This is a genomic window from Kitasatospora sp. NPDC048298 (assembly GCF_043201465.1).
Classification (GTDB): Bacteria; Actinomycetota; Actinomycetes; order Streptomycetales; family Streptomycetaceae; genus Kitasatospora.
This window is the reverse complement of the sequence record NZ_JBICYZ010000028.1, coordinates 25,570-50,067: the sequence shown is the minus strand read 5'-3', so window position 1 is coordinate 50,067 and position 24,498 is coordinate 25,570. Positions and strand designations below refer to the sequence as shown.

25 protein-coding genes are annotated in these 24,498 nt (G+C 74.8%); 11 read left to right on the top strand and 14 right to left on the bottom strand.

Translation table 11 applies throughout. The annotated features are described in order from the left end of the window. The first annotated feature begins 201 nt into the window (after positions 1-201). Positions 202-741: a GNAT family N-acetyltransferase gene (locus ACGF0D_RS21360; RefSeq protein ID WP_392918429.1), complete on the top strand. Its 540-nt coding sequence runs from the start codon at positions 202-204 to the stop codon at positions 739-741. A gap of 6 nt (positions 742-747) precedes the next feature. Here ACGF0D_RS21360 and ACGF0D_RS21355 read toward each other — a convergent pair whose 3' ends face one another. After that, on the bottom strand, positions 748-1,665 hold the full coding sequence (locus ACGF0D_RS21355) for a carbohydrate kinase (RefSeq protein WP_392918426.1): 918 nt from the start codon (positions 1,663-1,665) through the stop codon (positions 748-750). Positions 1,666-2,005: 340 nt separating this feature from the next. Here ACGF0D_RS21355 and ACGF0D_RS21350 point away from each other — a divergent pair, with 340 nt between their 5' ends. Continuing rightward, entirely contained in the window at positions 2,006-3,658 is a 1,653-nt protein-coding gene (locus ACGF0D_RS21350; protein WP_392918423.1) for a M1 family metallopeptidase, read from the top strand. Between the two features lie 237 nt (positions 3,659-3,895). After that, the gene (locus ACGF0D_RS21345) at positions 3,896-4,135 is read left to right on the top strand and encodes a hypothetical protein (RefSeq protein WP_392883540.1); all 240 of its coding nucleotides are present in this window, start codon (positions 3,896-3,898) and stop codon (positions 4,133-4,135) included. A gap of 26 nt (positions 4,136-4,161) precedes the next feature. Here the strand turns inward: ACGF0D_RS21345 and ACGF0D_RS21340 are convergent, their stop codons facing one another. From ACGF0D_RS21340 to ACGF0D_RS21330, 3 genes are all read right to left on the bottom strand, one after another. Continuing rightward, entirely contained in the window at positions 4,162-5,733 is a 1,572-nt protein-coding gene (locus ACGF0D_RS21340; RefSeq protein ID WP_392918420.1) for a sigma-70 family RNA polymerase sigma factor, read from the bottom strand. Between the two features lie 188 nt (positions 5,734-5,921). Beyond that, positions 5,922-6,929: a CAP domain-containing protein gene (locus tag ACGF0D_RS21335; RefSeq protein WP_392918418.1), complete on the bottom strand. Its 1,008-nt coding sequence runs from the start codon at positions 6,927-6,929 to the stop codon at positions 5,922-5,924. A 116-nt stretch (positions 6,930-7,045) separates the two neighbouring features. Next, positions 7,046-7,525: a GNAT family N-acetyltransferase gene (locus ACGF0D_RS21330; RefSeq protein WP_392883544.1), complete on the bottom strand. Its 480-nt coding sequence runs from the start codon at positions 7,523-7,525 to the stop codon at positions 7,046-7,048. 360 nt (positions 7,526-7,885) lie between these two features. On the opposite strand from ACGF0D_RS21330, the gene ACGF0D_RS21325 reads away from it, so the two are divergent. From ACGF0D_RS21325 to ACGF0D_RS21305, 5 genes are all read left to right on the top strand, one after another. Then, on the top strand, positions 7,886-9,430 hold the full coding sequence (locus ACGF0D_RS21325) for an ATP-dependent DNA ligase (RefSeq protein ID WP_392918415.1): 1,545 nt from the start codon (positions 7,886-7,888) through the stop codon (positions 9,428-9,430). Positions 9,431-9,660: 230 nt separating this feature from the next. Next, positions 9,661-9,873 (top strand): ferredoxin, encoded by a 213-nt coding sequence (locus tag ACGF0D_RS21320; RefSeq protein ID WP_392918413.1) that lies wholly within the window; start codon positions 9,661-9,663, stop codon positions 9,871-9,873. A gap of 109 nt (positions 9,874-9,982) precedes the next feature. Then, positions 9,983-11,197, top strand: a complete 1,215-nt coding sequence (locus tag ACGF0D_RS21315) for a cytochrome P450 (RefSeq protein WP_392918410.1) — start codon at positions 9,983-9,985, stop codon at positions 11,195-11,197. A 189-nt stretch (positions 11,198-11,386) separates the two neighbouring features. Beyond that, complete coding sequence (locus tag ACGF0D_RS21310) at positions 11,387-11,551, top strand: hypothetical protein (RefSeq protein ID WP_392883550.1); 165 nt, start codon at positions 11,387-11,389, stop codon at positions 11,549-11,551. Positions 11,552-11,654: 103 nt separating this feature from the next. Continuing rightward, positions 11,655-11,993 (top strand): hypothetical protein, encoded by a 339-nt coding sequence (locus ACGF0D_RS21305; RefSeq protein WP_392883551.1) that lies wholly within the window; start codon positions 11,655-11,657, stop codon positions 11,991-11,993. 48 nt (positions 11,994-12,041) lie between these two features. Here the strand turns inward: ACGF0D_RS21305 and ACGF0D_RS21300 are convergent, their stop codons facing one another. The 4 genes from ACGF0D_RS21300 to ACGF0D_RS21285 form a co-directional block, all read right to left on the bottom strand. Next, on the bottom strand, positions 12,042-12,995 hold the full coding sequence (locus ACGF0D_RS21300) for a hypothetical protein (protein ID WP_392883553.1): 954 nt from the start codon (positions 12,993-12,995) through the stop codon (positions 12,042-12,044). 52 nt (positions 12,996-13,047) lie between these two features. Further along, the gene (locus ACGF0D_RS21295) at positions 13,048-13,332 is read right to left on the bottom strand and encodes a DUF427 domain-containing protein (protein WP_392883554.1); all 285 of its coding nucleotides are present in this window, start codon (positions 13,330-13,332) and stop codon (positions 13,048-13,050) included. Positions 13,333-13,402: 70 nt separating this feature from the next. Next, complete coding sequence (locus tag ACGF0D_RS21290; RefSeq protein ID WP_392883556.1) at positions 13,403-13,639, bottom strand: DUF6296 family protein; 237 nt, start codon at positions 13,637-13,639, stop codon at positions 13,403-13,405. A gap of 15 nt (positions 13,640-13,654) precedes the next feature. Next, the gene (locus ACGF0D_RS21285; RefSeq protein WP_392918407.1) at positions 13,655-13,900 is read right to left on the bottom strand and encodes a DUF2277 domain-containing protein; all 246 of its coding nucleotides are present in this window, start codon (positions 13,898-13,900) and stop codon (positions 13,655-13,657) included. 177 nt (positions 13,901-14,077) lie between these two features. Here ACGF0D_RS21285 and ACGF0D_RS21280 point away from each other — a divergent pair, with 177 nt between their 5' ends. Then, entirely contained in the window at positions 14,078-15,271 is a 1,194-nt protein-coding gene (locus tag ACGF0D_RS21280; protein WP_392883559.1) for an MFS transporter, read from the top strand. On the opposite strand, the gene ACGF0D_RS21275 is transcribed toward ACGF0D_RS21280, so the two are convergent. From ACGF0D_RS21275 to ACGF0D_RS21265, 3 genes are all read right to left on the bottom strand, one after another. Next, positions 15,268-15,786, bottom strand: coding sequence for a gamma carbonic anhydrase family protein (locus ACGF0D_RS21275; RefSeq protein ID WP_392883561.1), 519 nt, complete (start codon positions 15,784-15,786; stop codon positions 15,268-15,270). The genes ACGF0D_RS21280 and ACGF0D_RS21275 overlap by 4 nt on opposite strands. Before the next feature lie 59 nt (positions 15,787-15,845). Then, positions 15,846-17,162: a serine hydrolase domain-containing protein gene (locus ACGF0D_RS21270; RefSeq protein ID WP_392918404.1), complete on the bottom strand. Its 1,317-nt coding sequence runs from the start codon at positions 17,160-17,162 to the stop codon at positions 15,846-15,848. Positions 17,163-17,384: 222 nt separating this feature from the next. Further along, a complete protein-coding gene (locus tag ACGF0D_RS21265) occupies positions 17,385-17,951 on the bottom strand; it encodes a DJ-1/PfpI family protein (RefSeq protein WP_392883564.1) in 567 nt (188 codons plus the stop codon). 257 nt (positions 17,952-18,208) lie between these two features. On the opposite strand from ACGF0D_RS21265, the gene ACGF0D_RS21260 reads away from it, so the two are divergent. Together ACGF0D_RS21260 and ACGF0D_RS21255 are read left to right on the top strand one after the other, a co-directional pair. After that, positions 18,209-18,757: an RBBP9/YdeN family alpha/beta hydrolase gene (locus ACGF0D_RS21260; protein ID WP_392883566.1), complete on the top strand. Its 549-nt coding sequence runs from the start codon at positions 18,209-18,211 to the stop codon at positions 18,755-18,757. 35 nt (positions 18,758-18,792) lie between these two features. Beyond that, positions 18,793-19,404 (top strand): hypothetical protein, encoded by a 612-nt coding sequence (locus tag ACGF0D_RS21255; protein ID WP_392918402.1) that lies wholly within the window; start codon positions 18,793-18,795, stop codon positions 19,402-19,404. Between the two features lie 248 nt (positions 19,405-19,652). On the opposite strand, the gene ACGF0D_RS21250 is transcribed toward ACGF0D_RS21255, so the two are convergent. The 3 genes from ACGF0D_RS21250 to ACGF0D_RS21240 all read right to left on the bottom strand — a co-directional run bounded on the left by ACGF0D_RS21250 (position 19,653) and on the right by ACGF0D_RS21240 (position 24,476). Beyond that, positions 19,653-21,962: a transglycosylase domain-containing protein gene (locus tag ACGF0D_RS21250; protein ID WP_392918399.1), complete on the bottom strand. Its 2,310-nt coding sequence runs from the start codon at positions 21,960-21,962 to the stop codon at positions 19,653-19,655. A gap of 181 nt (positions 21,963-22,143) precedes the next feature. Then, positions 22,144-23,655, bottom strand: coding sequence for an alpha/beta hydrolase (locus ACGF0D_RS21245; protein WP_392918397.1), 1,512 nt, complete (start codon positions 23,653-23,655; stop codon positions 22,144-22,146). Between the two features lie 125 nt (positions 23,656-23,780). After that, positions 23,781-24,476: an HAD family hydrolase gene (locus ACGF0D_RS21240; RefSeq protein WP_392918394.1), complete on the bottom strand. Its 696-nt coding sequence runs from the start codon at positions 24,474-24,476 to the stop codon at positions 23,781-23,783. Positions 24,477-24,498 lie beyond the last annotated feature (22 nt).

The window sequence follows — 24,498 nt, the reverse complement described above, 5'->3', positions numbered from 1 at the left end:
CTGCTCCCCCGCCGTGCACCACCGCCAACCCCCTCGTCACCCGCGCGGGGCAACGACGCACCGGGGGCCTTGCCGTTCCTTTGCCCGAGCGGCGGGCGATCGGGTGGCGGGCGGCAGGGCGTGCGGACGGGGCGGACGAACGGACGGGGCCGCCGGGAAAACCGATTGCGACGACGGCGCCGTGAAGTGGATCATGCGCGCATGACGAACAGCGCGCAGCACCGCTCAGGCTCCTGGACCGTCGCAACGGCCGACGTGACCACTCCCGAGGCCCTGGACCTGCTGCGCGAGTACTACTACGACGTGGCCAACCGCTACTACCGCCTGCACTTCGACCGGGAGGGCACCCCCGAGGAGCTGGAGTCCGGCCTCGCCGGCTCCCCCAGCGACGACCTCGCCGCCCCGAGCGGCCTCTTCCTGATCGGCCGCCACGACGGCGTCGCCCACTCCTGCGCCGGCCTGCGGCGACTCGACGCCACCACCTCCGAACTCACCCGGGTCTTCGTCCGCCCCGGCCTGCGCGGCACCGGCGGCGGCACCGCACTGCTGACCGCCGTCGACCGGGCCGCCCGCTCCCTGGGCGCGGACCGGATCGTCCTCGACACCCGCCTCGACCTGGTCGAGGCCCGCGCGCTCTACCTGCGCAACGGGTACCGGGAGATCCCCGCCTACAGCAGCGGGCCGTACGCCCAGGTCTGGTACGGGAAGGATCTCACCGCCCTTGCCCCGCAGGGAGGTTGAGCCCGACTAGTCGGCACCCGCCTCGGGCTGGGGCCGCGGCCCGGCCGTCAGCGCGGCCGCGAGTTCGGCCGCCGAGGGCGGGTTGGCGCCCGGGCGGGCGACGGTCAGCGCGGCCGCCGTCACCGCGTGGGTGAGACAGGTCGCCAGGCCGACGCCGGCCGCGCGGGCGTGCAGGAAGGCGGCCATGAAGGAGTCGCCGGCGCCGACGGTGTCCGCGACCGGCACCGGGCGGGCCGCGGCCTCGGCGCGGCCCCCGTCGGCGGTGCGGACGAACGCGCCCTCGGCGCCCAGGGTCACCGCGACGGTGGCGGGGCCGAGCGCCAGCCAGCGCTCGGCGACCGCCTCGGGCCGCTCACCCGGGTAGAGCCAGGCCAGGTCCTCGTCGCCGGCCTTGACCAGGTCGCTCAGCGCCACCCAGCGCTCGACCCGGCGGACGGCCACCGCCCGGTCGCCCATCAGCGCCGGGCGCACGTTCGGGTCGTAACTGATCTGCGCCCGCCCGCGCCAGCGCTCCACCAGCGCCCGCACCGAAGCGGCGCCGGGCTCGGTGACGGCCGCGATCGAGCCGAGGTGGATCGCGGAGGGCGGCTCGGCGGGTTCGGTGGGCGGGAGCGTCCAGCGGATGTCGAAGGTGTAGCGGGCCCGCCCCTGCCCATCCAGTTCCACCACCGCCGAGGGCGTCCGGTCGACCTCGGCCGCCCGCACCCGCACGCCCGCCGACTCCAAGTGCCGCCGGATCAGCCGGCCGTTGGCGTCCGGCCCCAGCTCGGTGAGCAGCGTGGCCGGTCGGCCGAGCCGGACCAGGCCGTAGGCGACGTTCGCGGGGCTGCCGCCGGGGTGCACCCGGTCCGGGGCCGCACCCGATCGGACGATGTCGGCGACGCACTCGCCGATCACCAGAACGGGCGAAGCGGGGCTGGTCACGGCGGCTCCTGACATCCGGTGCGCGGGCATCCTCGGACAGCCAGCCTACGGGCTGCGTCAGGGAGGGAAGGGCGTCAGGGCAGAGAAGTACGGCCGCCGGACCTGGCCAGGTTTTCCGACGGCCGTGGCTCGTCCGTCAGGGGACGATGCACTACTGACCTTAGACCGCGGGCGGGGGCGCCGCCATCACCGTACGCCGTCCGGGGGAGCACGGTGTGTCGCCGGAATCGCCCCGATCACGCCCGGGGCGGCCCGGCGGTCCACTAGCATCCGTGGCCAGGCTCTCCCGTCCCGGCGGCTCCCCGCCTCCGCTCCCGCCCGTGAAGCGCGGTGATCACCCTTGTCCAAGTCCCTTCTGTTCAGGGTCCGTTCGCTCCGACCTCGCGCAGGTCTCGCGCTGTCGCTCGTGCTCGGTGCGGTGCTGCTGTCCGCGAGCGCGCCGACGGCCGGCGCCACCGGCGGGCTGGGCGATCCGGTCTTCCCCTCACTCGGGAACACCGGGTACCGGGCGCTCCGGTACGACCTGGCCTTCGACTACCGGGCCGACACCCGGACGGTGGACGGCACGGCCGTGCTCACCGTACGGCCGGACCGCGTCCTCGCCCGGCTGGAGCTGGACGCGCTCGGGCTGACCGTGCGCGCCGTCCGGGTCGACGGGCGGGCGGCGGGCTTCGCGACCCACGACGAGAAGCTGACGGTCACCCCGGCCAGGCCGTTCCTCCCGGGCTCCGTCACCCGGCTGACCGTCGAGTACACCGCCGACCCGCGGGCCCGGCTGCCGCACACCGGCTGGGTCCCCACCCCGGACGGCTTCGCGGTGGCCGGCCAGCCGAAGAGCGCGCACACCGTCTTCCCGTGCGACGACCACCCGAGCGACAAGGCCCGGTTCACCATCGCGGTGACCGCCCCCGATGCCCTCCTGGGCGTCGCCAACGGGGAGTTGACGGCCACCGAGCGACTCGGCGACGGCCGCACCACCCGCCGGTACGTCTCCCGCGAGCCGATGGCCACCGAGCTGGTCCAGGTCTCCGTGGGCGACTACACCGTGCGCGAGCGCACCGGCCCGCACGGCCTGCCGCTGCGCGACGTCGTGCCGACCGCCCGCGCCGCCGAGCTGGAACCCGCGCTCGCCCTCACCCCCGGCCAACTCGCCTGGGCGGAGGCCCACCTGGGGCCGTTCCCGTTCGAGACGTACGGGCTCCTGCCGGCCGACACGGACGATCCGGCCGCGTTCGCCTTCACCGGACTGGAGACCCAGACGCTCACCCTCTACAAGCCGAACTTCCTGCGGCAGGCGGAGCCGGCGATCGGCTCGCACATGATGCACGAGGTGGTCCACTCCTGGTTCGGCAACAGCGTCTCCCCCGCCCGCTGGTCCGACCTCTGGCTGAGCGAGGGCCACGCCGAGTTCTACGAACTGGTGTACCGCTACGAGCACGGGTGGCCGGAGGCCGACGGCAGCACCACGCTGACCGACCGGATGCGCCTGCTCTACGGGCTGGGCGACCAGTGGCGGCACGACTCCGGGCCGGTCGCCTCCCCCACCGCCGCCGACCTCTTCGGTGGCCAGCGGTACAAGGGCGGCGCGCTGGTGCTGTTCGCGCTGCGGGAGAAGGTCGGGGCGGCGGCCTTCGAGCGGATCGAGCGCGTCTTCCTGGACACCCACCGGTACGGCAACGCGACCACCGAGGACTATGTGCGGACGGCCTCGGCGGTCTCCGGGCAGGACCTGCGGGGCTTCCTCGACGACTGGCTGTACGGGCTGCGGACGCCGCCGATGCCCGGGCATCCGGACTGGGTGGTGGGCCCGGTGGGGCAGGCGGGGCAGGCGGGGGCGGCTCCGGGGGGCCAGGTGCCCGCGGCATCCGTCCCCGGAGCGCCCGTCCCCGGAGCGCCCGTCCCCGGAGCGCCCGTCTCCGGGGCGCCGGCTCCGGAGGGTGGGGCCGCAGGGGCGGGCGGGCCCGTGGGGGCGCGGGGCTCCGGAACGCTCTGACGGCGCGGCTGGGGCTGCTGGTGCACGCCCGGCGCGCCGCCGTGCGTCCGGTCGCGCGTCGCACGCCCCTGACCGGCAGGGGCGGGTGGGGCCATGGTGGTTCCCACGGCCCGCCCGCCGCCCGGCAGAGTCCCGGTCGGCTCGCGGGCCGTCCAATCGTTCCCGTGCGCGCCCGCCCGTGAGCGGGCGCGCACGGACCAGCCGTAACCCTTCCGGCGCAGCGTCGTTGGACCGGCCATGAAGAAGCGCAGCATGCTTGCCGTGGCCTCGATCGCCGTGGGTGTCGTCGCCTCCCTCACCGCGCCGAGTGCGCACGCCAGTGCCCTGGGCGGGCAGGAAGGGCTGCCCGGCCCGCTGAGCAGTGCCCCGGACGTGGTGCCCGGGCAGGTCGGTGACGCGGGTGGTGTCCTCGGGGAGGCCACGGGCTACGTGACCGGGTCGGCGGACGGCCTGGTGGCGGTCGCGCCCCACGCGTAGCCCCCACGTGTAGCCCCGCGTGGGGCTCAGGACATCGGGGCTCCGAGGTCCTGGGTCCAGTAGGGCGTGCCGGCGGAGTTCACGGCGAAGCCGACGCCGACGTCCTTGAATCCGCAGTCGAGCATGTTGGACTGGTGGATTCCGCCGTCCATCCAGCGGGTGAGGACGGCGGCCGGGGTGGTCGGACCCCGGTCGAGGTTCTCGCCCCACTGCGACCAACGGTAACCGGCGGCGGTGATCCGGGCCTCGGTCCGGACGCCGTCCGGGGTGACGTGGTCGAAGAAGCCGCGCGTGGCCATGTCGTCCGCGTGCTTCTGGGCCGAGCCGTGCAGCCTGGGGTCGATCCGCAGTGGGGCGCAACCGGCCTTGACGCGTTCGGCGTTGACCAGGTCCACCAGCTGGCGCTCCGGGTTGGGCAGCGGTGTCGCGGAGGCGGTACGAGTCGCGGTCGGCGTCGGTGCGGGCGTCGCCGTCGGTGACGGGCTCTCCGCGGGTACCGGGGTCGGCACCGGCGTGGCGGCGGCGGGTGCGGCGGCGGCCGTGGGGGCGTCCTGGGCCGCGGCCGGGGCGGTGGGCTCCGGTGGCGTCGGCCGCGGCGGCTCACCGGCCTGCGGCCAGACCAGGGCGAGGGTGGTCACGGCGACGGCCGCGGCCGCACCGCTCACCAGCACGGCCTTGCGGGCCGCGGTACCGGCCCAACCGCCGTGCCCTCCCGCTCCGGCGTGCGCGCCGGCGCCCGTGCCCGCGCCGGCGCCCGCACCGGTGGCAGCCGTCGCGGAGGCGACGGTGGCGGCGGTGTGCTGGAAGTGCAGCAGTACGGGCGCGTCGAGCGGGATCGGCACCAGGGCGAGGCCGGCCAGCAGCCCTTCGGCCGGGAACAGGTCCCGGCCGAGCCCGCCGCAGTCGGCGCAGTCCCGGATGTGACGGGCGATGCGCTTGCGCCAGACCGAGTTCGGGGTGCCGTCGAAGCCCGCGGTGAGCTCGGTCAGCGCGGGGCAGCGGGGGTAGGCGCAGAGCGCGCGGACGACGATGCGGCCCGCTTCGAGCTGCTTCTTCATCCGCTGCACCCGCACCGCGGTGTGCTGCGGGCTCAGGTCGAGGGCCTCGGCGAGTTCGGCGCGGGTCAGTTCGCCGGCGGCCTCCAGCCACCAGAGGGCGAGCAGTTCGCGGTCGTCCGGGTCCAGCCAGCGGGTGGCCTCGGCCACCTCGCGGCGCTGGCCGGAGAGGCCGAGGCGCAGGATGGTCAGGTCGGTGAAGTCGGCCCGGGGGTCGGCGACCTCCCAGGTCTCGTCCAGGCCGCCGACGGTCGGCTGCTGCTGGCCGACGGTGTGCCGACGGCGCACCTGGTTCATGGTGATGGCGACCAGCCAGGAACGGAAGGCCTCCGGGTCGCGGAGCCCGTCCAGGCCGTCCAGGGCCCGGATCATGGTCTCCTGCGCGACGTCGTCCACGTCGGCGTGGCCGCCGAGGGCGCGGCCGGCCACGTTGTAGACGAGCGGCAGCCAGGCGGCGACCAGCGCCTCCCGGGCCTGCCGGTCGCCTGCCTGCGCCGCGAGTACCAGGGTGGTCCCGCTCCTGTTCTGCACATCAGCGTTCATGGTCCGCACTCCGTCTTGCCGTCTATCCGTCCGCCGCTGCCTCCTCGGAGACCCGTGGGGAGTGATCAGATAACAACAATGTGCACGGAATCGGAAAATCGGACCGGCCGGACCAGGCGGACCGGGGGCGTACGGACCGGATCGTTCGGCCCGGTCCGACGGTCAGACCGGGTCGAACGAGGGCCGGTTCACGCCGGGGCGGCGAACACCTGGGTCCACCACGGGCCGTTGGCACCGGTCCGCACCCCCACGCCGAGCTGCTTGAACGAGCAGTTGAGGATGTTGGCCCGGTGGCCGGGGCTGTTCATCCAGGACTCCATCACCGCGGCCGGGTCCTTCTGGCCGCGGGCGATGTTCTCGCCCCAGGTGCTCCAGCTGTAGCCGGCCGCCTCGATCCGGTGGTCCGCGTGGTTGCCCTCGGGGCTGGCGTGGTCGAAGTAGCTGCGGTCGGCCATGTCGTCGCTGTGCGACTGGGCCGCGCTCGCCAGCCTGGGCTCGTTGCTGACCGGCCCGCAGCCAGCCTTGCCGCGCTCGACGTTGACCAGGTCCACGACCTGCTGGGCGTACGACGGGGACGCGCCCCCGCCCGCCGGCCGAGCCGCGGCGGCCCGGGCGGCGCCGGTCTGACCGGCGGCGGTCTGACCGGCGGCTGCGGTGCGGGTCGCGCTCGGGGTCGCCTTGGCCGCGGCGGCCGTGGGAGTGGGGACGCCGCTCGGCGTGGCGGCGACCGAAGCCGTCGGCGAGGCCGGAGCGGTCGCGGCCGTCGACGTGGCCGCGGCACTCGGGGTGGCCGCCGGGTCGGCGGCGGTGGGGGTGGCGGGCGACGGGACGTCCGGGTTCGTCCCCCCGGCGCCGGGCACCTGGATGCCCTCGCGGGTGCCCAGCTCCGCGGAGATCAGCGAGTCGGCGGTCAGCGACTGGCCCGCCAGGTCACGGTCGGCCTGCTTGCCGCCGTACGCCGCGTAGCCGGCGCCGGCCAGGGCGGCGAACAGCCCGGTCCCGGCCACGGCGGCGACGACCGCGGTGACCGGCACGATCCCGCCGCGCCGCCGCGACCGGCGTCCCCGGCCGGCGTGCCGCTCGGCAGCGCGCCGCGCCGCCCGGCCGCCGGAGCGGCCACGGGCCGCGCCCCCGCTGTCGCTGCCGGCGCCTCCCCCGCTCGCCGGGAGGATGGTCGTCCTGTCGTCGCTGTTCACGGTGGCCACGCTTTCTGTTCCGGGTCGACTGGTCGGGTGTCGACACTTGGGAGACCTCCCCGCGGGACGTCGATAACAGAAATTCCGAACGAATGTCCGGCGGCCGGGCCGCGGCCTCAGCCGGCCGGCTCCTCCGGAGCCATGTCGTAGGTGACGAACCTGGTCCGGGTGGCGACCTGGTCGTACTTGCCACGGGCCCGGTAATTGTCCTCGGAGGTGATCCAGCGGACGGTGACCCACCCGCGTTCCGCCGCGATTTCCCGCAGCCGGCCCAACAGCGCGTCCACCGCCCCGCCGCCCCGGACCTCCGGTGCCACGAACAGATCGTCCAGGAAGCAGCCGACGGCCCCGTGCAGCGGCCGCGAGAACGGGCGGTAGTGCGCGAGCCCGACCGGCCGGCCCTCCCCGTCCCGCGCCAGCAGCCCGGCCAGCTCGTGCGCCGGATCCATCAGCCAGGACCAGACCAGCTCGGCCTTCTCCTCCGGGATCGGCACCCGGTAGAACTCGCAGTACCCACGGAAGAGCTCGCGCCAGGCGGCGTAGTCACCGGCCTCGGGCGCACCGATGCTCCAACGGGTCGTGGGGGTGTCGCTCATCTCGGTCTCCATCACTCAGGGGGTGGCGGGAGCCCCCAGCATGACGCCCCGTCGCCCGGCCGGTGATCACCGTCCCGGCCAAGACCGTGCCCCCCGCGCGCCACTGCGGAGCCTTGCGGCCCAGGGCCTGTCTTCGAACTCGCGTCTGCGGGGCGACGCTCCCCCAGCCTCCGGCCGGGAGGTGCCCCCACCTCCGCCTTGCGACGCACGCACCCCAACGCCGCCCCGCCCGCCCTCCGGGCGGACGACGGGAGTTTGAAGACAGGCCCTCGGGCCGGGAAGAGCCCGGGCCGGAGCCGGGGCCGTCGTGCGGGGGTGGGAGTGCGGGCGGATGCTGAGGGACGTGGAGGTGGTGGTGGCGTGACGGGGTTGACGCGGTTGGCTTTGGTGTCGCGGGAGGTGGCGGCGGAGCCGGGGCGGCGGGCGAAGACGGGGTTGCTGGCCGCCTGTCTGCGGGAGTCGGGGCCGCTGGAGGGGGCGGTGGCGGTGGCGCTGCTGTCCGGGGAGTCGCAGCGGCTGCGGACCGGGATCGGTCCGGCGGCGCTGCGGGGACTGCCGGAGCCGGCGGTGGAGGCCTCGCTCGGGGTGCCGGAGGTGGAGCGGGAGCTGGAGCGGATCGCCGGGGTGCACGGCGCGGGGGCGCAGGCGGAGCGACGGCGGCTGCTGCACGGGTTGTTCGCGCGCGCGACCGCCGTGGAGCAGGGGTTCCTGCGGGCGGTACTGGTCGGGGACCTGCGGCAGGGGGCGCTGGACGCGGTGGTCGGGGACGCCGTGGCGCAGGCGGCCGGGGTGCCGGCGGCGGCGGTGCGGCGGGCGTTGATGTTCCGGGGGTCGGCCCGCGCGGTGGCGCAGGCGGCGCTGACCGGTGGGGAGGCGGCGCTGGCGGCCTTCCGGCTGGAGGTGGGGCGGGCGGTGCGGCCGATGCTCGCCGCCTCCGCGCCGGACGTGGCCACGGCGCTGGAGCGCACCGGTCCGGCCGCGGTGGAGTGGAAGCTGGACGGCGTCCGGGTGCAGGTGCACCGGGAGGGCGGGGAGGTCGCGGTGTTCACCCGCGGCCTGGAGGACATCACCGCCCGCGTCCCCGAGGTGGTCGAGGCCGTGCTGGCCCTGCCGGTGCGCTCGGCGGTGCTGGACGGCGAGGCGATCACGCTCGGTCCGGCCGGCCGGCCGCGCCCGTTCCAGGAGACCGCCGCTCGCATCGCCTCCCGGCAGGACCCGGCCCGGCTGCGCGCCGGGGCTCCGCTCGACGCCTGCTTCTTCGACCTGCTGCACCGGGACGGCGAGGACCTGGTGGACCGTCCCGGGCGGGAGCGCTGGGCGGCGCTGGCCGGGGCGGTGCCGGACGTCCTGCGGCCGGCCCGGGTCGAGACCGGGGACCGCGACCGGGCGCTGGCCTTCTTCCGCGAGACGCTGGCGCTCGGCCACGAGGGCGTGCTGGTGAAGGACCCGGCGGCCCCGTACGCGGCCGGGCGGCGCGGCGCGGGCTGGATCAAGGTGAAGCCCCGGCACACCCTGGACCTGGTGGTGCTGGCCGCCGAGTGGGGCAGCGGGCGGCGCCACGGCTTCCTCAGCAACCTGCACCTGGGCGCCCGGGCGGCGGGCGAGCCGGGGCTGGGCCCGTGGGTGATGCTCGGCAAGACCTTCAAGGGCCTGACCGACGAGACGCTCGCCTGGCAGACCGCCGAGCTGCTGGCCCGGGAGACCGGGCGGGACGCCTGGACGGTGCGGGTCCGGCCGGAACTGGTCGTCGAGATCGCCTTCGACGGGGTGCAGCGCAGCCCCCGCTATCCGGCCGGCCTCGCCCTGCGGTTCGCCCGGGTGGTGCGCTACCGGCCGGACAAGGCCGCCGCCGAGGCCGACACCGTAGCGACCGTACGGGAGATCGCCGCCGCCGAGGGGCTGTGAACTCCCTGGGCTGCCGGCCGGAGCCCGGGCCGGGACGCCAACTCTTGTCAGGGGTACGTCAGTTCAAACCTGTCTCGCCGCCCGGCGGCTCCGGCGGGAACCTAATCGGCCATTCTCGACGATCCCGCCGCCGCACCCGCCGTGGACGGATCAACGGCGGTTAGGTTGGCAATGACAACGAGAGGCGGCCGCCGGGCAGCCGGCGGCGCACTGGCGAGAGGTGCCCGACCATGCGGGTGAGTGTCGACCGGGACCGCTGCTGCAGCTCCGGAATGTGCGTCCTGAACGTTCCCGAGGTCTTCGACCAGGACGAAGACGACAGTCTGGTGATGCTTCGTCAGACCTCCTTCCGACCCGACCAGTTCGGTGACATCAGACTGGCCTCCCAGCTCTGCCCGGGCGGCGCGATCACCGTGGTCGAGGACGAGCCGGCGCAGGCCTAGGCAATCCTCGGCCGGAAGCGGGCAACAGCTCTCGGCCACAACGCGACTGACGCATCCTCGGCCACCAGTCCCCCACCGGAGAACCATCGCGAGACAAGGAGACCCCGCCTTGACGAACTCGTCCACCGCTCCCGCCATCTCCCTCCCGGCCAGGCACTCGGCCGGCTGCCCGTTCGGCCCGCCGCCCGCGTACGTCGAGGCAGCCGCCACCGCCCGGCTGACCCGGGCCACCATGCCCGGTGGCGAGCCCTGTTGGCTCGCCACCGGCTACACCGACGTCCGCGCCATCCTGTCCGACCGCCGGTTCAGCTCGGACATCCGCCACCCGTCCTTCCCGCTGCTGGTCGCCGGCAGCCGGGAGCGGATCACCGAGCACCCGAGCTTCCTGAACCTCGACGACCCCGAGCACGCCCGGCTGCGCCGCATGGTCACCGGGGACTTCCTGGTCAAGCGGATCCAGGCGATGCGCCCGGACATCCAGCGGATCACGGACGAGGCGCTGGACGCGATGACCGGCGGCCGCACCGAGGCCGACCTGGTCGCCGACTTCGCACTGCCCATCCCGTCGCTGGTGATCTGCCTGCTGCTCGGCGTCCCGTACGAGGACCACGAGTTCTTCCAGCGCGTCAGCCGGGCGCTGCTCACCCAGAGCAGCTCGCCGCAGCAGCTCCTGGACGCCCGGGACGAGATGCTGGAGTACCTGACGGAGCTGACGGCCCGCAAGCGGGCGCAGCCGCAGGACGACATCCTCAGCCGGCTCGCCGTCCGGGACGACCTCACCGCGCGCCAGATCGCCGGCACCGGCTTCCTGCTGCTGGTCGGCGGGCACGAGACGACCGCGAACATGATCTCGCTCTCCACCGCCCTGCTGCTGGAGCAGCCGGAGCAGATCGGCAGGCTGGCCGACCCGGCCACACTGCCCGGAGCGGTGGAGGAGCTGCTGCGCCACCTCACGATCATCCACACCGGAGTGGCCCGGGTGGCGTTGGAGGACGTGGAGCTGGGCGGCACGACGATCAGGGCCGGTGAGGGCGTGATGGCGATGCTCTCCACCGCCAACCGGGACGAGGAGCTGTTCGCCAGCGCCGACCGGCGGCCGGTGGAGGAGCTGGACCTGGACCGGGACGCCCGGCGCCACCTGGCCTTCGGCTTCGGCGTGCACCAGTGCCTCGGCCAGCCGCTGGCCCGCGCCGAGCTGCAGATCGCGCTGGCCACGCTGTTCCGGCGACTGCCCGGGCTGCGGCTGGCCGTCCCGCGCGAGGAGCTGTCGTTCCGCACCGACTCGTTCATCTACGGCATGCACTCGCTGCCCGTCGCATGGTGACGGCCCGGTGACTCCCTGCTGACGGCCGGGCGAGGTCCGCGAGGTTCCGCAGACGTCCGCGGGGGCCGGCCGGGCACCCGGCTGGCCCCGGCGCCGGGGCGGAGGCAGGCTGGAAGGGCGAAGAGACACCACCGGCCCCACCGCGCGCGACCCCGAGCGCCGGGACCGGCCGAGGAGACGGAGCCCGCGATGACCGACATGAGCGACCGGTCCACGGTGAGCACCGAGGAAGACGAGGACGTCCGCGCCGCGGACCCCGAGGAGGGCATCCCCTCGATGCAGAACCTGCACGCGCAGGACACCTCCCAGGCGGAGGGCGCCCCCATGCTGGACGAACCCGGCCAGCCCGGCTGACCGTCCGCCGTACCGACTCGACCGCCCGGTGGGACCGGGCGGTCGCCGCGACCGCGGGTGTCGCCGCTCCGGCGGCGAGTCACCCGCGGGGGAGGATAGGCGCATGACCGAACACGACCAAGGCAACCGCCAGGCCCGACCGCCCGCGGACCCGCGCACGTCGTGGGCGACCTGGACCACTCAATCGATCATCAGCGGCCCCGGTGGGGTGACCACCACCGAGGTCGGTCCGATCTCCGGCGACCTCACCGTGCACACCACCTGGGTGGACGGCGAGGCGAGGCTGACCGTCCAGTACACCGGCGCGCTGGACTGGTACACCATCGTCGGGAGCCCGGTTCCGGCGGCCGACGAGACCACCGCACGGGCGATCCACCAGGCGATGGTGAACGGCGTCAAGGCCGGCCGGGGCGCGGGCGCACCGGCTCCGCCGAAGGCCTAGGAACCTCCGGGAGGGAGCAGCGGCGCGCCGTGCCGCTGCTCCCCCGCCCTACGGGGCCGTCCCGTCCGCCTCCACGCTCCCGCCCGTCTCCCCCGCCCCGCCGCGCGCCACCGTCTCGCCCTTCAGGGCGGGCGCGGCCACGGTCCAGTAGGTACGGTCCGCCGGGCGGCGCCCGCGCAGGTCCCTGCGCACCTCGTCGGCCAGCCGGCGGGTGTCGCGACGGTTCATGGTGGCGCCGATGCCGGCGCCGACCAGCATCGGGATCACCGCCGGCAGGTGCCGCAGCGAGCTGCGGGTCAACCGGCGGCGGACCTTCTGGCGCACCTCCGAGCTGATCGCCAGCGCGGCGAAGCCGGCGGGCCGCACCAGCAGGCTCGCGTCGATCCCGCGGCGGTTGGCCCAGGCGCCGAGGTAGGCACCGGCCCGCTGGGCGGCGGTGCCCTGTGCCGGGGTGCCGTAGACCTCGTGCAGCTCGGCGATCAGCTTGATCTCCACGGCCGCCACCGCGAGCGTCTCGGCCGCGATCTCCACCGGCATCGCGGGCGGCACCGGCAGCATCGCCGCCGCGCCGACGCCCGCGCCGAGCGTGCCGGAGGCCCGGACGGCGCCGGTGACCAGCAGGTCGGCCAGCTGCTCCGGGAAGGCCGCCTCCGGGTGCTGCGCCCGCAGGGTGGCGAGGTCGCGCACCGGGATCCGCGGCGCGGTGTGCACCAGCTGTTCGGTCAGCGCCCTGCCCCCGTACGCGGCGCCCTTGGCGGCACCCCGGGCGGCGGCCCGGCCGCCACGACCGAGCAGCCGGACGGTCTGCAGCACCAGCGCCCGGCCGCGGCCGCGCTGCTTCGCCGTGTACTCGACGACCTGGCCCTCGCCGACGGGCTGCTCGGACTCCTCGACCAGTTCGGCGAGTTGCTCGGTCAGTTCGGCCTCGGCCCGGTCGGGCCCGGCGGGCGGCCGGGGGCGGCCCGGCACGGGGAAGCGGACCGGTCTGCGGAAGACTGCCATGGGAATCCGGTACCCCTTTCGCGGCGGCGACGGCACGGCCGGCCCGGGCCGGCTACTCGACGATCTCCACCCCGTTCCAGAAGGCCACCCGGTCGCGCACGTGCTCGGCCTCGGGCTTCGGATCGGCGTAGAACCAGGCGGCGTCCGGGTTGGTCAGCCCGTCCACCTCCAGGGTCCAGTAGCCGGCGGTGCCCTTCCAGCCGCACACCGTGGTGGTGTCCGAGGGGCGCAGGTACTCGGTGCGCACCGCCCCGGCCGGGAAGTAGTGGTTGCCCTCGACGACGACGGTGTCGTCGCTCTCGGCGATGACGACGCCCTGCCAACTCGCTGTGGTCATACCGCGATTGTGCCCGACGGGCGGTCGTTGCGCCGCAGGTTCCCGGCACCCGCCCGGGCGGCCGGGGCGGTCAGGACAGCGGGTGGGCGTGCACCGGCACGTGCGGGCTCTGGTGGCCGCCGCTGGCGAGCATCCGGACCTCGCCCGCGTCGCTGATCTCGGCCCGGACGATCCCGCTCTCGTCCTCGTACACCGGGTGACCGCCCGGGCCGGTCGCGTCGGTGCGGGCGACCACCACGACGTCCTGCGGGGCCTGGGTCCCCGGGGTGCCCGGGAAGGTGAGTGCGTAGCGCTCGGCGGGGTTCATCACGGCTGCTCCTGCCTACCCGGCGGCCTCGGCCGGCACGGCGGCCCGAATGTGCGAGCCGCGGACCTCCAGTTCCGCGAGCAGCCGGGCGGTGGCCTCGGCGACCGCCTCCACGGCCCGGTCGAAGGCCTCCTGGTTGTGCGCCGCGGGGGCGCGGAACCCGGACACCTTGCGGACGTACTGGAGAGCCGCCGCGTGGAAGTCCTCCTCGTCGGCGTCGGACGTGACGGGGGGTCGCAGGGTCTTGATGTTGCGGCACATGCTCCCAGTCTCGCGCGCGGGGGCCGCGGCGGCGACCCCCTTTCGTCACACGCACCTCACGGCGCCGTCATCCGGCCGGATTAGGATGCCGGACGAACGAATTCATCCCACCTTCGCCCCTTTCTCGTCCCGCCGCGCGCTCTCCCGGTCCGTCGGCGTCACCCCGGAGTCACCCCCTTGCCTCTCGCGCTGCTCGCGCTGGCCGTCACCGCGTTCGCCATCGGAACCACCGAATTCGCCGCCATGGGGCTGCTCCCCCAGGTCGCCGACAGCCTCCACGTCTCCATCCCGCAGGCGGGCTGGCTGATCTCGGCGTACGCGCTGGGGGTGGTGGTCGGTGCGCCGCTGCTGACCGCACTCGCCGCCGGGCGGCCGCGCAAGGCGGTGCTGGTGGCGCTGGCCGGGCTGTTCGCGATCGGCAACCTGCTCTGCGCGGTGGCCCCGGACTTCTGGACGCTGGCCGCCGCCCGGCTGGTCACCGGGCTGCCGCACGGCGCGTTCTTCGGCGCGGGCGCGGTGGCGGCGGCCGAACTGGTCGCGCCGGACCGGCGGGCCCGGGCGGTGGCCGTGATGTTCTCCGGACTGACCGTCGCCAACATCGTCGGCGTCCCGGCCGCGACCCTGCTCGGCCAGCACCTGGGCTGGCGGGCGACCATGCTGGTGGTCGTGCTGATCGCGGCGGCCGGGACGGTCGCCATCGCCCGGCTGGTGCCCGCGCTGCCCTCCCCCGGCCAGTCCGGGCTCCGGCACGAGCTGCGGGCCTTCCGCAGCGGGCAGCTCTGGCTGGCGCTGGCCACCGTGGTGTTCGGCTGCGGCGGCTTCTTCGCCTGCTACAGCTACATCACGCCGCTGCTCACCGAGGTCTCCGGGTACGCCACCGGCTCGGTGACGCTGGTGCTGGCGCTGTTCGGGGTCGGCATGACGATCGGCAACGTGCTGGGCGGGTTCGCCGCCGACCGGGCGCTGCGCCCGACCGTCTGCGCGGCCTTCGTGCTGCTCTCCGCCACCCTGGCGCTGTTCGCGGTGACCGCGCACGCCCGCTGGTCGGCGGCCGTCACGGTGGTGCTGATCGGGCTGTTCGGCTTCGCGATCGTGCCGGCCGTGCAGACCCTGGTGCTGCAGAAGGCGCGCAGCGCGCCGACCCTGGCCTCGGCGACGGTGCAGGGCGCCTTCAACCTGGCCAACGCCCAGGGCGCGTACTTCGGCGGGCTCGCCCTGGACGCCGGGCTCGGCTGGACCGCGCCGACGCTGGTCGGCGCGGTCCTGGCCGCCTCGGGAACGCTGGTCGCGGTGCTCGCCTGGGCCATCGACCGGCGCCGGCCGGCGCCCGTTCCGACGGAACCGGCGGCGGCCGCGATGACCACGGTCTAGATCTCCCGGTGGGCCTCGGCGAGGAGCTGGTAGCCGGCGCCGTTGTCCCTGATGCCCGACTTCTCGTCCTCGGTCAGCTCGCGGCGGACCTTGGCCGGGACGCCGGCGACCAGCGAGCCGGGCGGGACGACCATGCCCTGCGGCACCACCGCGCCGGCCGCGACCAGCGAGCCGGTGCCGATCCGGGCGCCGTTGAGCACGGTGGCGCTCATGCCCACCAGCACGTCGTCCTCGACCGTGCAGCCGTGCAGCACGGCGTTGTGGCCGACCGAGATCCGCTCGCCGACCACCAGCGGGAAGCCGGGGTCGGCGTGCAGGGTGCAGTTGTCCTGGATGTTGCTGCCCGCGCCGACGGTGATCGACTCGGCGTCGCCGCGCAGCACCGCGCCGTACCAGACGCTCGCGCCGGCGGCGACGGTCACGTCCCCGATCACGACGGCGTTCGGGGCCACGAAGGCGCCCGGGTCGACGGCGGGCTCCCTGCCCCCGACTGCGGCGATCAGCGGCTCTGCCATGGCACGTCCTCCTGGTGACGGTGTGGGCCGTTGGGTCGCCGGTCAGCGTAGGGGGTCGGTCACGGTGCCATGCGGGCGAGGTCGGGTACGGCGGCGGTGGGCTGGGCGCCGCAGAGGGCGGTCGTGGTCACCCTGTGCCAGGCCGCGTTGGCGGCGTCCGGGTCCGGGATGTCGTAGACGGTGGTGTTCGCGGCGAACGCGCGCCGTCCGTCCGGGGAGGCGAGCATCATCGTGCTGTAGCCGGGGATGCCGCCGGCGTGGCCCCAGAAGGGGCCGCAGGGGGTGTCCAGGCGCTGGAGGCCGAGGCCGTACGTCCGGCCCTCCCCGTGGGCGGTGGTCTCCTTCATCGCGGCGAGTTCGGCCGGGCGCAGCAGGCGGCCGCCGAGCAGGGCGTCGAGGAAGGCGGTCAGGTCGGCGGTGGTGGAGATGCCGCCGCCGGCGGAGCCGGCCATGGAGGGGTTGAGCACGGTGACGTCGACCGGGCCGGTGGCCGCCTTGACGTAGCCGTGGGCGTGCGGGCCCGGGATGAACGGGAGGTCGCCGGGCATCCAGGTGTCGACGAGGCCGAGCGGGCGGATGATCCGGCGGGTGACCTCGTCGTTCCAGCTGTGGCCGGTGAGCTTCTCGATGATCATCCCGACCAGGATGTAGTTGGTGTTGGAGTACTGCCAGTCCCGGCCGGGGGCGAAGGCCGGCGGGTACCTGTTGGCGAGGTCCACCAGGTCCCGCAGCCGGTAGGACGTGTAGCGGCGGTCGCTCAGCCAGTCCGGGTCGTCGAATCGGAAGGCCGGGTCCTGGGTGTAGTCGGCGACGCCGCTGGTGTGGTCGAGCAGTTGCCGCACGGTGATCGCGGTGCTGTTCGGGACGATGCCGGGCAGCAGGCACTCCAGGCGGTCGTCGAGGTCCAGCCGGTGCTCGCCGACGAGTTGGAGCAGGGTGGTGGCGACGAAGGTCTTGGTGGCGCTGCCGATCCGGAACGCGCCCTCGGGGTCGGCGGGCTCGCCGGTGGCGAGTTCGGCGACGCCGGTGGCGTTCCGCCAGACCAGCCGGCCCCGTTCGCGGACGGCGGCGAGGGCGGAGGTCGAGTAGCCGGGGCCGGTCATCCCGGCGAGGGCGGCGTCGGCGGCCGTCCAGTCGCCCCGGCGCTCGGCGGCGGCGCGCTCGGCGGTGGTGCCCTCGGTGGGGGTGCCCTCGGCGCCGGGGACGGCGAGGTGCACGGCGCCGTGGCAGCCGGGGGTCGGCAGGAAGTCGACGGGTCCGGCGACGGCGGCCGGGGCGAGGACGGTGAGCAGGCCGACGCCCACGGCGGCGGCGACGGCGGCGCGCAGAGCCTTCCGGCGGCGACCTGGGGCGGTGGCGGTCGGGTCGGCGGTCATGCCGTCCTCCCTGGTCCGGGGTCGGAGGAGTGGCCAACTCCGACTGGTGGGTGCTCACTTGACACCATGCCGGGCCGACCGGGAGCGGGTCGTCCGTCTGGGGACGGGCTCCGACCCCGAGGAACCCCGGAGCCGGACCCCGACGCGTCTCGGGGTCCGGCTCCGGCGGTACGGCTCCGGCTCCGGCGAGCGGCAGTGCGGGTCAGACGCCGGCGGTACGGGTCAGCCGAGCGGCGCCTTGGTGCGCAGGACCTCGATGAAGGCGCGCAGCCACGCCGGGTGGTCGGGCCAGGCGCGGGCCGAGACGACCACGCCGTCCACCACCGCCTCGCCGTCCACGAACTCGGCGCCCGACGCTTTCACGTCCGGGGCCAGCGCCGGGTAGGCCGAGGTGCGACGGCCGTCCAGCAGGCCGGCGGCGGCGGTGATCAGCGGGCCGTGGCAGATCTGGGCGACGGGCTTGTCCGCGTCGAAGAAGTGCCGGGCGATCCGCTGCACCTCCGGGTCGTTGCGCAGGTACTCGGGGGCGCGGCCGCCGGGGATGACCAGGGCCACGTAGTCGGCCGGGTCGACGTCGGCGAAGGCCAGGTCGGCGGGCCAGGTGTAGCCGGGCTTCTCGGTGTAGGTGTCGAACCCCTCGACGAAGTCGTGCACCACGAACTGGAGGCGCTTCTTCGTCGGGGCCGCGATGTCGACCTGGTAGCCCTCCTCGCGCAGCCGCTGGTAGGGGTAGAACACCTCCAGTGACTCGGCGGCGTCCCCGGTGACGAGCAGGATCTTCGATGTCATCGCCGACATCCCTCCATGTGGTCGAGCCTCAGGTCGGGTACGGGCGCCGGGCGGTGGCGGCCGGTCCGGGCCCGGTCCAACCTCCCGTACCGGCGGCACCGTTGGCAACGGGGCGCACCGGGCGTACGACGGCGCACAGCGGAGGTGCGCGCGCCTGTTGCCGGGGGTGCGCGCCGGGTCGGCCGCCCGGATGCGGGGGCCTGACGCCCGCGTCCTAGACTCCTGCTGCCCACGACCGTCCTTCTCCGGAGGAGCCCATGCCGGACCGCACCACCCACCTCGTCCTTCCCGGTTACCAGAATTCCGGCCCCGAGCACTGGCAGACCCGCTGGGAGGCGGCCGAGCCGGAGTCCTTCCGCCGGGTCGAGCAGGCGGACTGGGACCACCCGGAGCGGACGGACTGGGTGGCCCGGGTGGACGCGGCGGTGGCCGCGGCCGCCGCCGAGGGCCCGGTGGTGCTGGTCGCCCACAGCCTGGGCTGCGTCACGGCGGCCCACTGGGCGGCCACCGCCTCCGCCGAGCGAACCGCCGCCGTCCGGGGCGCGCTGCTGGTCGCCCCGGCGGACGTCGACACCGCCGAGGTCCCGGAGCTGGTGAACTTCCGCCCGGTGGCGCTGGAACGGCTCCCGTTCCCGGCCGTCGTGGTCGCCTCGACCGACGACCCGTGGGTCTCCGCGGAGCGGGCCCGCGCCTTCGCGGCCGCCTGGGGCGCCCGGTACGTCGAGCCGGGCGCGTACGGGCACCTCAACTCCGACTCCGGGCTGGGCGACTGGCCTCAGGGCCGCAAACTGCTCGCCGAGCTGTGACCGCCGCGACGGCGGACGGGGGAAACGGGGGAACGGTGGACCGACGGACGACGGACCGACGGACGTCCCGGGCCAGGCGCGTGCTGGTCCGGATGCTGGTGCTCGGCGGGCTGGCCGCCGTGCTGCTCTACACCGAGGGGCAGTGGGAGAGCCGGTCGGGCGGGCGGATGGCGGTGGCCGACCTGCTCAACCGGCCGGGGCTGCTGCTCGGCGGGGCACTGGCGGCGCTGATCGCCGCCGCCTGGCTGAGCGACCTGCGCACCGCCGTGCGGACGGCCACCCGGGCGGTCACGGTGACCGCCGGGGTGGTGTTCCTGCTCGGCGTGCTGGCCGTGCACAAGGTGTCGGCGGCCGAGACCCGCAGCCGGGAGGACGCCCCGGCCGGGGCCGAGAACGCCCTGGTGGTGGTGCACCGCTCGTACGCCACCGGGCCGGAGGAGGACGAGCACTGGCAGGTGCTGCTGGAGAGCGGTGAGGGCTGGTCGGCCCGGCGCTGGTCGCTGGCGGACGTCGGCCGGGGCCGGGGCGACGCCCGGCTGGTGGAGGCCAGCTGGACCGGGCGCTCGCAGATCACCGTGGTGACGGACTCCTACCGGCGGGTGTTCAACCTCGACCAGGACAGCGGCGAGCCGGTCGAGGCGCGGTAGGCCGACGGGCGAGGTGTGGTGGGCCGGCCGGGCCCGTCCTCTCGACCGGCCCGGATCGGGCCGGCTCGGGCCGCGGGGGGGGGGGGGGGGGGGGCGGGCCGGGCGGGGGGGGGGGGGGGGGGGGGGGGGGGGGGGGGGGGGGGGGGGGGGGGGGGGGCGGCGCGCCCCCCGCCCCCCCCGGCCGCCCCGGGGGGCCGCCCCCCCGCCCCCCCCCGCGGGCCCCCCGGCCCCGCCGCGGGGCCGGCGGTTCACTGGTCCTCGGGGTCGGTGGCGCCGGGCGGGACGGGCGACCCGGTGCGGCCCGGGGCCGGGTTGACGCCGCGCGGCCGGCCGCCGTTCGTCGGGCTCCCGGTGGCGGGGGCGCCGGTGCAGGTGGCCGAGCCCGGCGAGCCGCTGGAGGTGGTGCAGTTGGGGTCCCGTCGCACCGGGTCCGGGATGTAGACGGTGGTGAAGTCCTTCTCCGGCATGTTCCGTACCGCGTCGCTCATCGCCTTCTGCCAGATCGGCCCGGGGCCGGTGGCGCCGAATACCTCCGCCTGGTAGGTGCCGCCGATCCGGATGTTGCGCATGGGCACCTTGGTGCCCGGGCTGCCCAGCCAGACCGAGCCGGCCAGGTTGCCCGTGTAGCCGGTGAACCAGGCCGACTTCTTCTCGTCCGTGGTCCCGGTCTTGCCGGCGATCTGGCGGTGGTCGTCCAGGCCGAGGTCCCGTGCGGTGCCGCCCTTCTCCGTCACCCCGAGCAGCACGCTGTTGATCACGTCCGCGGTGTCCTCGGACATCGCCGGGGTGCACCGGGCCGGGGGCACCGGGACGTCGGTGCCGCCCACCGTGGTGATCCGGTTGATCGCCAGCGGCGCACAGTAGGTGCCCCGGGCGGCGAAGGTCGCGTACACGTTCGCCATGGTGAGCGGGGTGACCTCCTCGGTGCCGAGGCCGAGCCCGGGCACCTCCGACAGCGGCGAGCCGTCGGCCTTTCCGGCCACACCCAGCTTGTTGGCCATCTGCTTGACCGCGCAGAGGCCGATCTCCTGCTCCATCTGCACGAAGTAGGTGTTCACGGAGAGCGCCATGGCCTGCTTGAGCTCGTACGGGCCCACCTCGGAGGCGCTCTCGTTGGGGATGGTCCCCTCCTTCTTGCCCTTGCTGAGGTTCTTCCAGGTGCCGTCGCAGGTCCGCATCGTCGGCCAGTCCATCCGGTTGGGCGAGTCGTACCGCTGGGTGGGCTGCAGACCGGCCTCCAGGGCGGCGGCGGCCACGATCGGCTTGAAGTTGGAGCCGGGCTGGAAGCCGATGCCGCCGCCCATCGCCGCGTCCACGTTGTAGTTGACGACGGTCTCGTTCTTCTCCTTAGCCAGGCCGTACGGGCGGGTCTGGGCCATCGCCAGGATCTTGCCGCTGCCGGGCTCGACCATCGTCATCGCGGCCGAGACCGGGTCGGTGACGTACACCTTGGTGGAGACGGCCTTCTGGGCGGCGGCCTGCTTCTCCGGGTCCAGGGTGGTGTAGATGTTCAGGCCGCCGGTGTCCCAGAGTCGCTTGCGCTCGGCCGCGCTCTTGCCGAAGGTCGGGTCCTGCTTGACGACGTGGCGGACGTAGTCGCAGAAGAAGCCCATGCCGGCCTGCGCGGTGATGCAGCCGTTGCGCGGGTCCTGGTAGTTGAGGCCGAGCGGGGCGGCTTTCGCCTCCTTCGCCTGGTCGGCGGTGATGTGCTTGTTCTCCACCATCTTGTCGATCACGGTGTCGCGGCGCTTCTGGGCGGCCACCGGGTGCAGCTTCGGGTCGTACTGGGACGGGTTCTGCACCAGCCCGGCGAGCATGGCCGCCTCGGGCAGGCTGAGGTCCTTGGCGTCCTTGCCGAAGTAGCGCTGGGAGGCGGCCTGGATGCCGTACGCCTGGTGGCCGTAGAAGGTGATGTTGAGGTAGTTGGTGAGGATCTGCTCCTTGGTCAGGTCCTCCTCCAGCTTGATGGCGTACCGGAGTTCCTGGATCTTGCGGCCGAGGGTCTTGCGCTGCGCCTCGCGCACCGCGTCCGCGTCGTCGCCGGCCTTCTCCACGTTGACGTTCTTCACGTACTGCTGGGTGAGCGTGGAGGCGCCCTGGACGGCGGCTCCGCTCTCCGCGTTCTTGGTGATCGCGCGCAGGACGCCCTTGAGGTCGACGGCGCCGTGCTCGTAGAAGCGGGCGTCCTCGATGTCCACCTGCGCCGTGCGGATCAGCGGGGACATCTGGTCGGCGGATATGACGGTGCGGTCGCGCTCGTAGACCTTGGCGATCAGGCCGCCGCCGGCGTCGAAGATCTGCGTCGCCTGGCTCAGCGGCGGGGTCTTGAAGTCGTCGGGGATGCTCTCGAAGCCCTCGACGCCGTTCTTCGCGCCGAGTCCGACCGCCCCGGCCGCCGGAAGGATCAGGCCCGCCACCAGGATGCCGCCCAGCACGCTGGCGCCGAGGAAGGTGGCCGCGTGGCCCAGGATGCCGAGCGGGGTCTCGCGGCGCCTCGGGCGGGGCACCCAGGTGTCGCCCGGGTCCGAGGCGGCGGGTATGCGGCTCTTCGGTGACATAGATCGAACATTACGGCCGTGAACAGGCCCTGGGGGACGGGTGTTGGCGAAGGATTGTCACAAAATCGCGACGGATTCGACTCATTCCCGAGCGTCGGACGGGCGCGCACGCCGGGGCAAGGGCCGTTCGTCCACGGCCCGTTGCCCCCGCGCGCCGCTCCCCGCTCCCCCTGCCGGTCGCTCAGCTTGCCCGGCAGAGGACGTCCCCGGCCGGGCGGCGGCCGGTGGTCAGGTAATCCGTCACCACCCCGTCGGCACACGCGTTCCCGCTCAACCGGTACATGCCGTGACCGCCCGCGTCCGCCACCACCATCCGGGCGCGCTCCCCGAACGCCGCCCGCAGCTTGAGCGCACCGGAGTACGGGGTGGCGGGGTCGCGCAGGTTCTGCGCCAGCAGCACGTTCGCCGGGCCGCGGTCGGTGACCCGCACCGGCGGCTCGGCGGGGGCGAACGGCCAGAAGGCGCAGGGCATCACGTTCACCGGCAGGCCGGCGGTGAGCGGACGGGCGGCGCGGTCCGACTCGACGGCCTTCGCGTAGCCGGCCGGATCGGTGGGCCACCGGACGTCGTTGCACAGGGTGCCGACCGTGACGGCAAGGGTGTTCTGCAGCGCCTGGAGGTCCCGCTCGCTCGGCTTCGGCGGGGCGGGCAGCTCACCACGGCCGAGCCCGGCCAGCATCAGCCGGGCGAGATCGGGGAACCTGGCCTTCGAGTACAGGCTCGACAGCAGGGCCTCGCGCAGCACGTTGCCGTTCAGCTCCGCCGGGTTGGCGCCCTCCCAGGGCAGCGGGGCCCGGTCGAGGCGGGCCGCGAGGTCGAGGAAGAGCGGGCGGACCTCCTCGGGGGTGTCCGCGAGCCGGTACTGGTTGCCCGGGTCCGACGCCCACGCGGCGAAGTCGGGGAAGCGGTCCTCCACCCCCTGGCCGTAGTTGTCCAGCCAGCCGCGCCCCACCCGGGTCGGATCCGGGTCGTCGTTGCTGTCCAGCACGATCCGGTCGGTGTGCTCGGGGAACATCGTGGCGTAGGCCGCGCCCGCGTAGGTTCCGTACGAGACGCCCCAGGCGGACAGCCTGTGCTCGCCGAGGGCGCGGCGGATGCTGTCGATGTCGCGCGCCTCGTTGGCGGTGGAGATGCTGCGCAGTACCGGGCCGCCGTTGCGGGCACAGGCCTCGGCGACGCGGCGGGAGGTGGCCAGGTTCCCGTCGATCGAGCCGTCGACGGCCGGCCAGGGATGCACCCTGACCATCGCCAGGTCGGCGGTGTCCAGACCGCAACTGACCGGGGTGGACCGGCCGACGCCGCGCGGGTCGAAGCCGACCACGTCGTAGCGGTCGCGGACGGACTGCGGCAGACGCCCGGCCATGCCCGTGACGAGGTCGAGGCTGGAGCCGCCCGGCCCGCCGGGGACGGCCAGCAGGACGCCGCGGCGCACTCGGGGTTCGGCGGCGGCGATCCGGGAGACGGCGAGGGTGATGCGGGGGCCGTTGGGGTCGGCGTAGTCCAGCGGGACGGTGACCTCGGCGCAGCGCTGAGGGCTGTCGGCCGGGGCGCCCGGACAGGAACTCCAGGCGAGGCGGTCGTTCCCGGGCTTCGGGACGTCGGCCGCCCCGGCGGGTGCGGCGCTCAGCGCGGTGACGGCGAGGGCGGCGGCCGCGGTGACCGCGGCGGTGATGGTGCGGATGGGTTTCGACATGTCCAAGAGCCTGCCGTGGCAGGGAACTTGGGCCCATCCGGGCAGCGGGCCGGCCGGGAGTGGGGAAAGCCCCCGGAAGGGGGTGGAGACCGCTACAGGGACGGCCTCCAACCGGGCAGGGCGGATCAGCCGGGAAGGACGGCCAGCAGCGCCGTGAGGGCGTCCGGGCGTTCGTCGACGGGCAGGTGCTCGACCGGGTGGAAGCCGCAGCCGAGCGCCGTCGCGCCGCCGTCGCAGATGAGGTCGTCGCCGACCATCAGGACCTCGCCGGGGGCGAAGCCCAGCTGCTCACAGGCGGTCTCGAAGATCACCGGGGCGGGCTTCTGGGCGCCCACCTCGCAGGACAGCACGTAGACGTCGACCGACTCGTCCAGGCCGTGCGCGCGGAAAATCGGACGCAGGTCCCAGCCGACGTTGCTCACCACCGCGACCGGCACGCCCCGGCGGCGCAGCTCGCGCAGCACCGGGACGGCGTCCGGGTACGGGCGCCAGCTCGCCGGCGCGATGTGGCTGTCGTACAGGGCGTCCACGTCGAGGCCGGCGGGCGGCTCGGCGGCGCGGATCAACGCGGTGTAGGCGGCGCGGTGCAGCTCGGGGGTCAAGTCCCTGGTGTCCCAGGCCTGCTGGACCTCCGGCGGGATGCGGCGCGGCGGCACGCCGCCGGGCAGGGCGCCGAACTCCTCCAGCCGGGCCACCAGTTCGGCCTCCTCCCCGGCAGGCAGGGCGAGACCGGTGGCGGCGGCGTGGGCCGCCAGCCACTCGGCGGTGGAGACGACCCTGAGGAGGGTGCCGGAGAAGTCGAACATCACGGCTTTGATCATGGATGGGAGCCTAGCCCCGGCC

Bases quoted from the DNA above. Each gene is read 5' to 3' on its own strand.
- ACGF0D_RS21290 (WP_392883556.1), bottom strand. From the start codon at position 13,639: ATGAACCCCGCCGAGCGCTACGCACTCACCTTCCCGGGCACCCCGGGG.
- ACGF0D_RS21300 (WP_392883553.1), bottom strand. From the start codon at position 12,995: ATGGCAGTCTTCCGCAGACCGGTCCGCTTCCCCGTGCCGGGCCGCCCC.
- ACGF0D_RS21305 (WP_392883551.1), top strand. From the start codon at position 11,655: ATGACCGAACACGACCAAGGCAACCGCCAGGCCCGACCGCCCGCGGAC.
- ACGF0D_RS21310 (WP_392883550.1), top strand. From the start codon at position 11,387: ATGACCGACATGAGCGACCGGTCCACGGTGAGCACCGAGGAAGACGAG.
- ACGF0D_RS21345 (WP_392883540.1), top strand. From the start codon at position 3,896: ATGAAGAAGCGCAGCATGCTTGCCGTGGCCTCGATCGCCGTGGGTGTC.
- ACGF0D_RS21250 (WP_392918399.1), bottom strand. From the start codon at position 21,962: ATGTCACCGAAGAGCCGCATACCCGCCGCCTCGGACCCGGGCGACACC.
- ACGF0D_RS21330 (WP_392883544.1), bottom strand. From the start codon at position 7,525: ATGAGCGACACCCCCACGACCCGTTGGAGCATCGGTGCGCCCGAGGCC.
- ACGF0D_RS21320 (WP_392918413.1), top strand. From the start codon at position 9,661: ATGCGGGTGAGTGTCGACCGGGACCGCTGCTGCAGCTCCGGAATGTGC.
- ACGF0D_RS21275 (WP_392883561.1), bottom strand. From the start codon at position 15,786: ATGGCAGAGCCGCTGATCGCCGCAGTCGGGGGCAGGGAGCCCGCCGTC.
- ACGF0D_RS21260 (WP_392883566.1), top strand. From the start codon at position 18,209: ATGCCGGACCGCACCACCCACCTCGTCCTTCCCGGTTACCAGAATTCC.
- ACGF0D_RS21285 (WP_392918407.1), bottom strand. From the start codon at position 13,900: ATGTGCCGCAACATCAAGACCCTGCGACCCCCCGTCACGTCCGACGCC.
- ACGF0D_RS21340 (WP_392918420.1), bottom strand. From the start codon at position 5,733: ATGAACGCTGATGTGCAGAACAGGAGCGGGACCACCCTGGTACTCGCG.
- ACGF0D_RS21360 (WP_392918429.1), top strand. From the start codon at position 202: ATGACGAACAGCGCGCAGCACCGCTCAGGCTCCTGGACCGTCGCAACG.
- ACGF0D_RS21270 (WP_392918404.1), bottom strand. From the start codon at position 17,162: ATGACCGCCGACCCGACCGCCACCGCCCCAGGTCGCCGCCGGAAGGCT.
- ACGF0D_RS21265 (WP_392883564.1), bottom strand. From the start codon at position 17,951: ATGACATCGAAGATCCTGCTCGTCACCGGGGACGCCGCCGAGTCACTG.
- ACGF0D_RS21240 (WP_392918394.1), bottom strand. From the start codon at position 24,476: ATGATCAAAGCCGTGATGTTCGACTTCTCCGGCACCCTCCTCAGGGTC.
- ACGF0D_RS21245 (WP_392918397.1), bottom strand. From the start codon at position 23,655: ATGTCGAAACCCATCCGCACCATCACCGCCGCGGTCACCGCGGCCGCC.
- ACGF0D_RS21295 (WP_392883554.1), bottom strand. From the start codon at position 13,332: ATGACCACAGCGAGTTGGCAGGGCGTCGTCATCGCCGAGAGCGACGAC.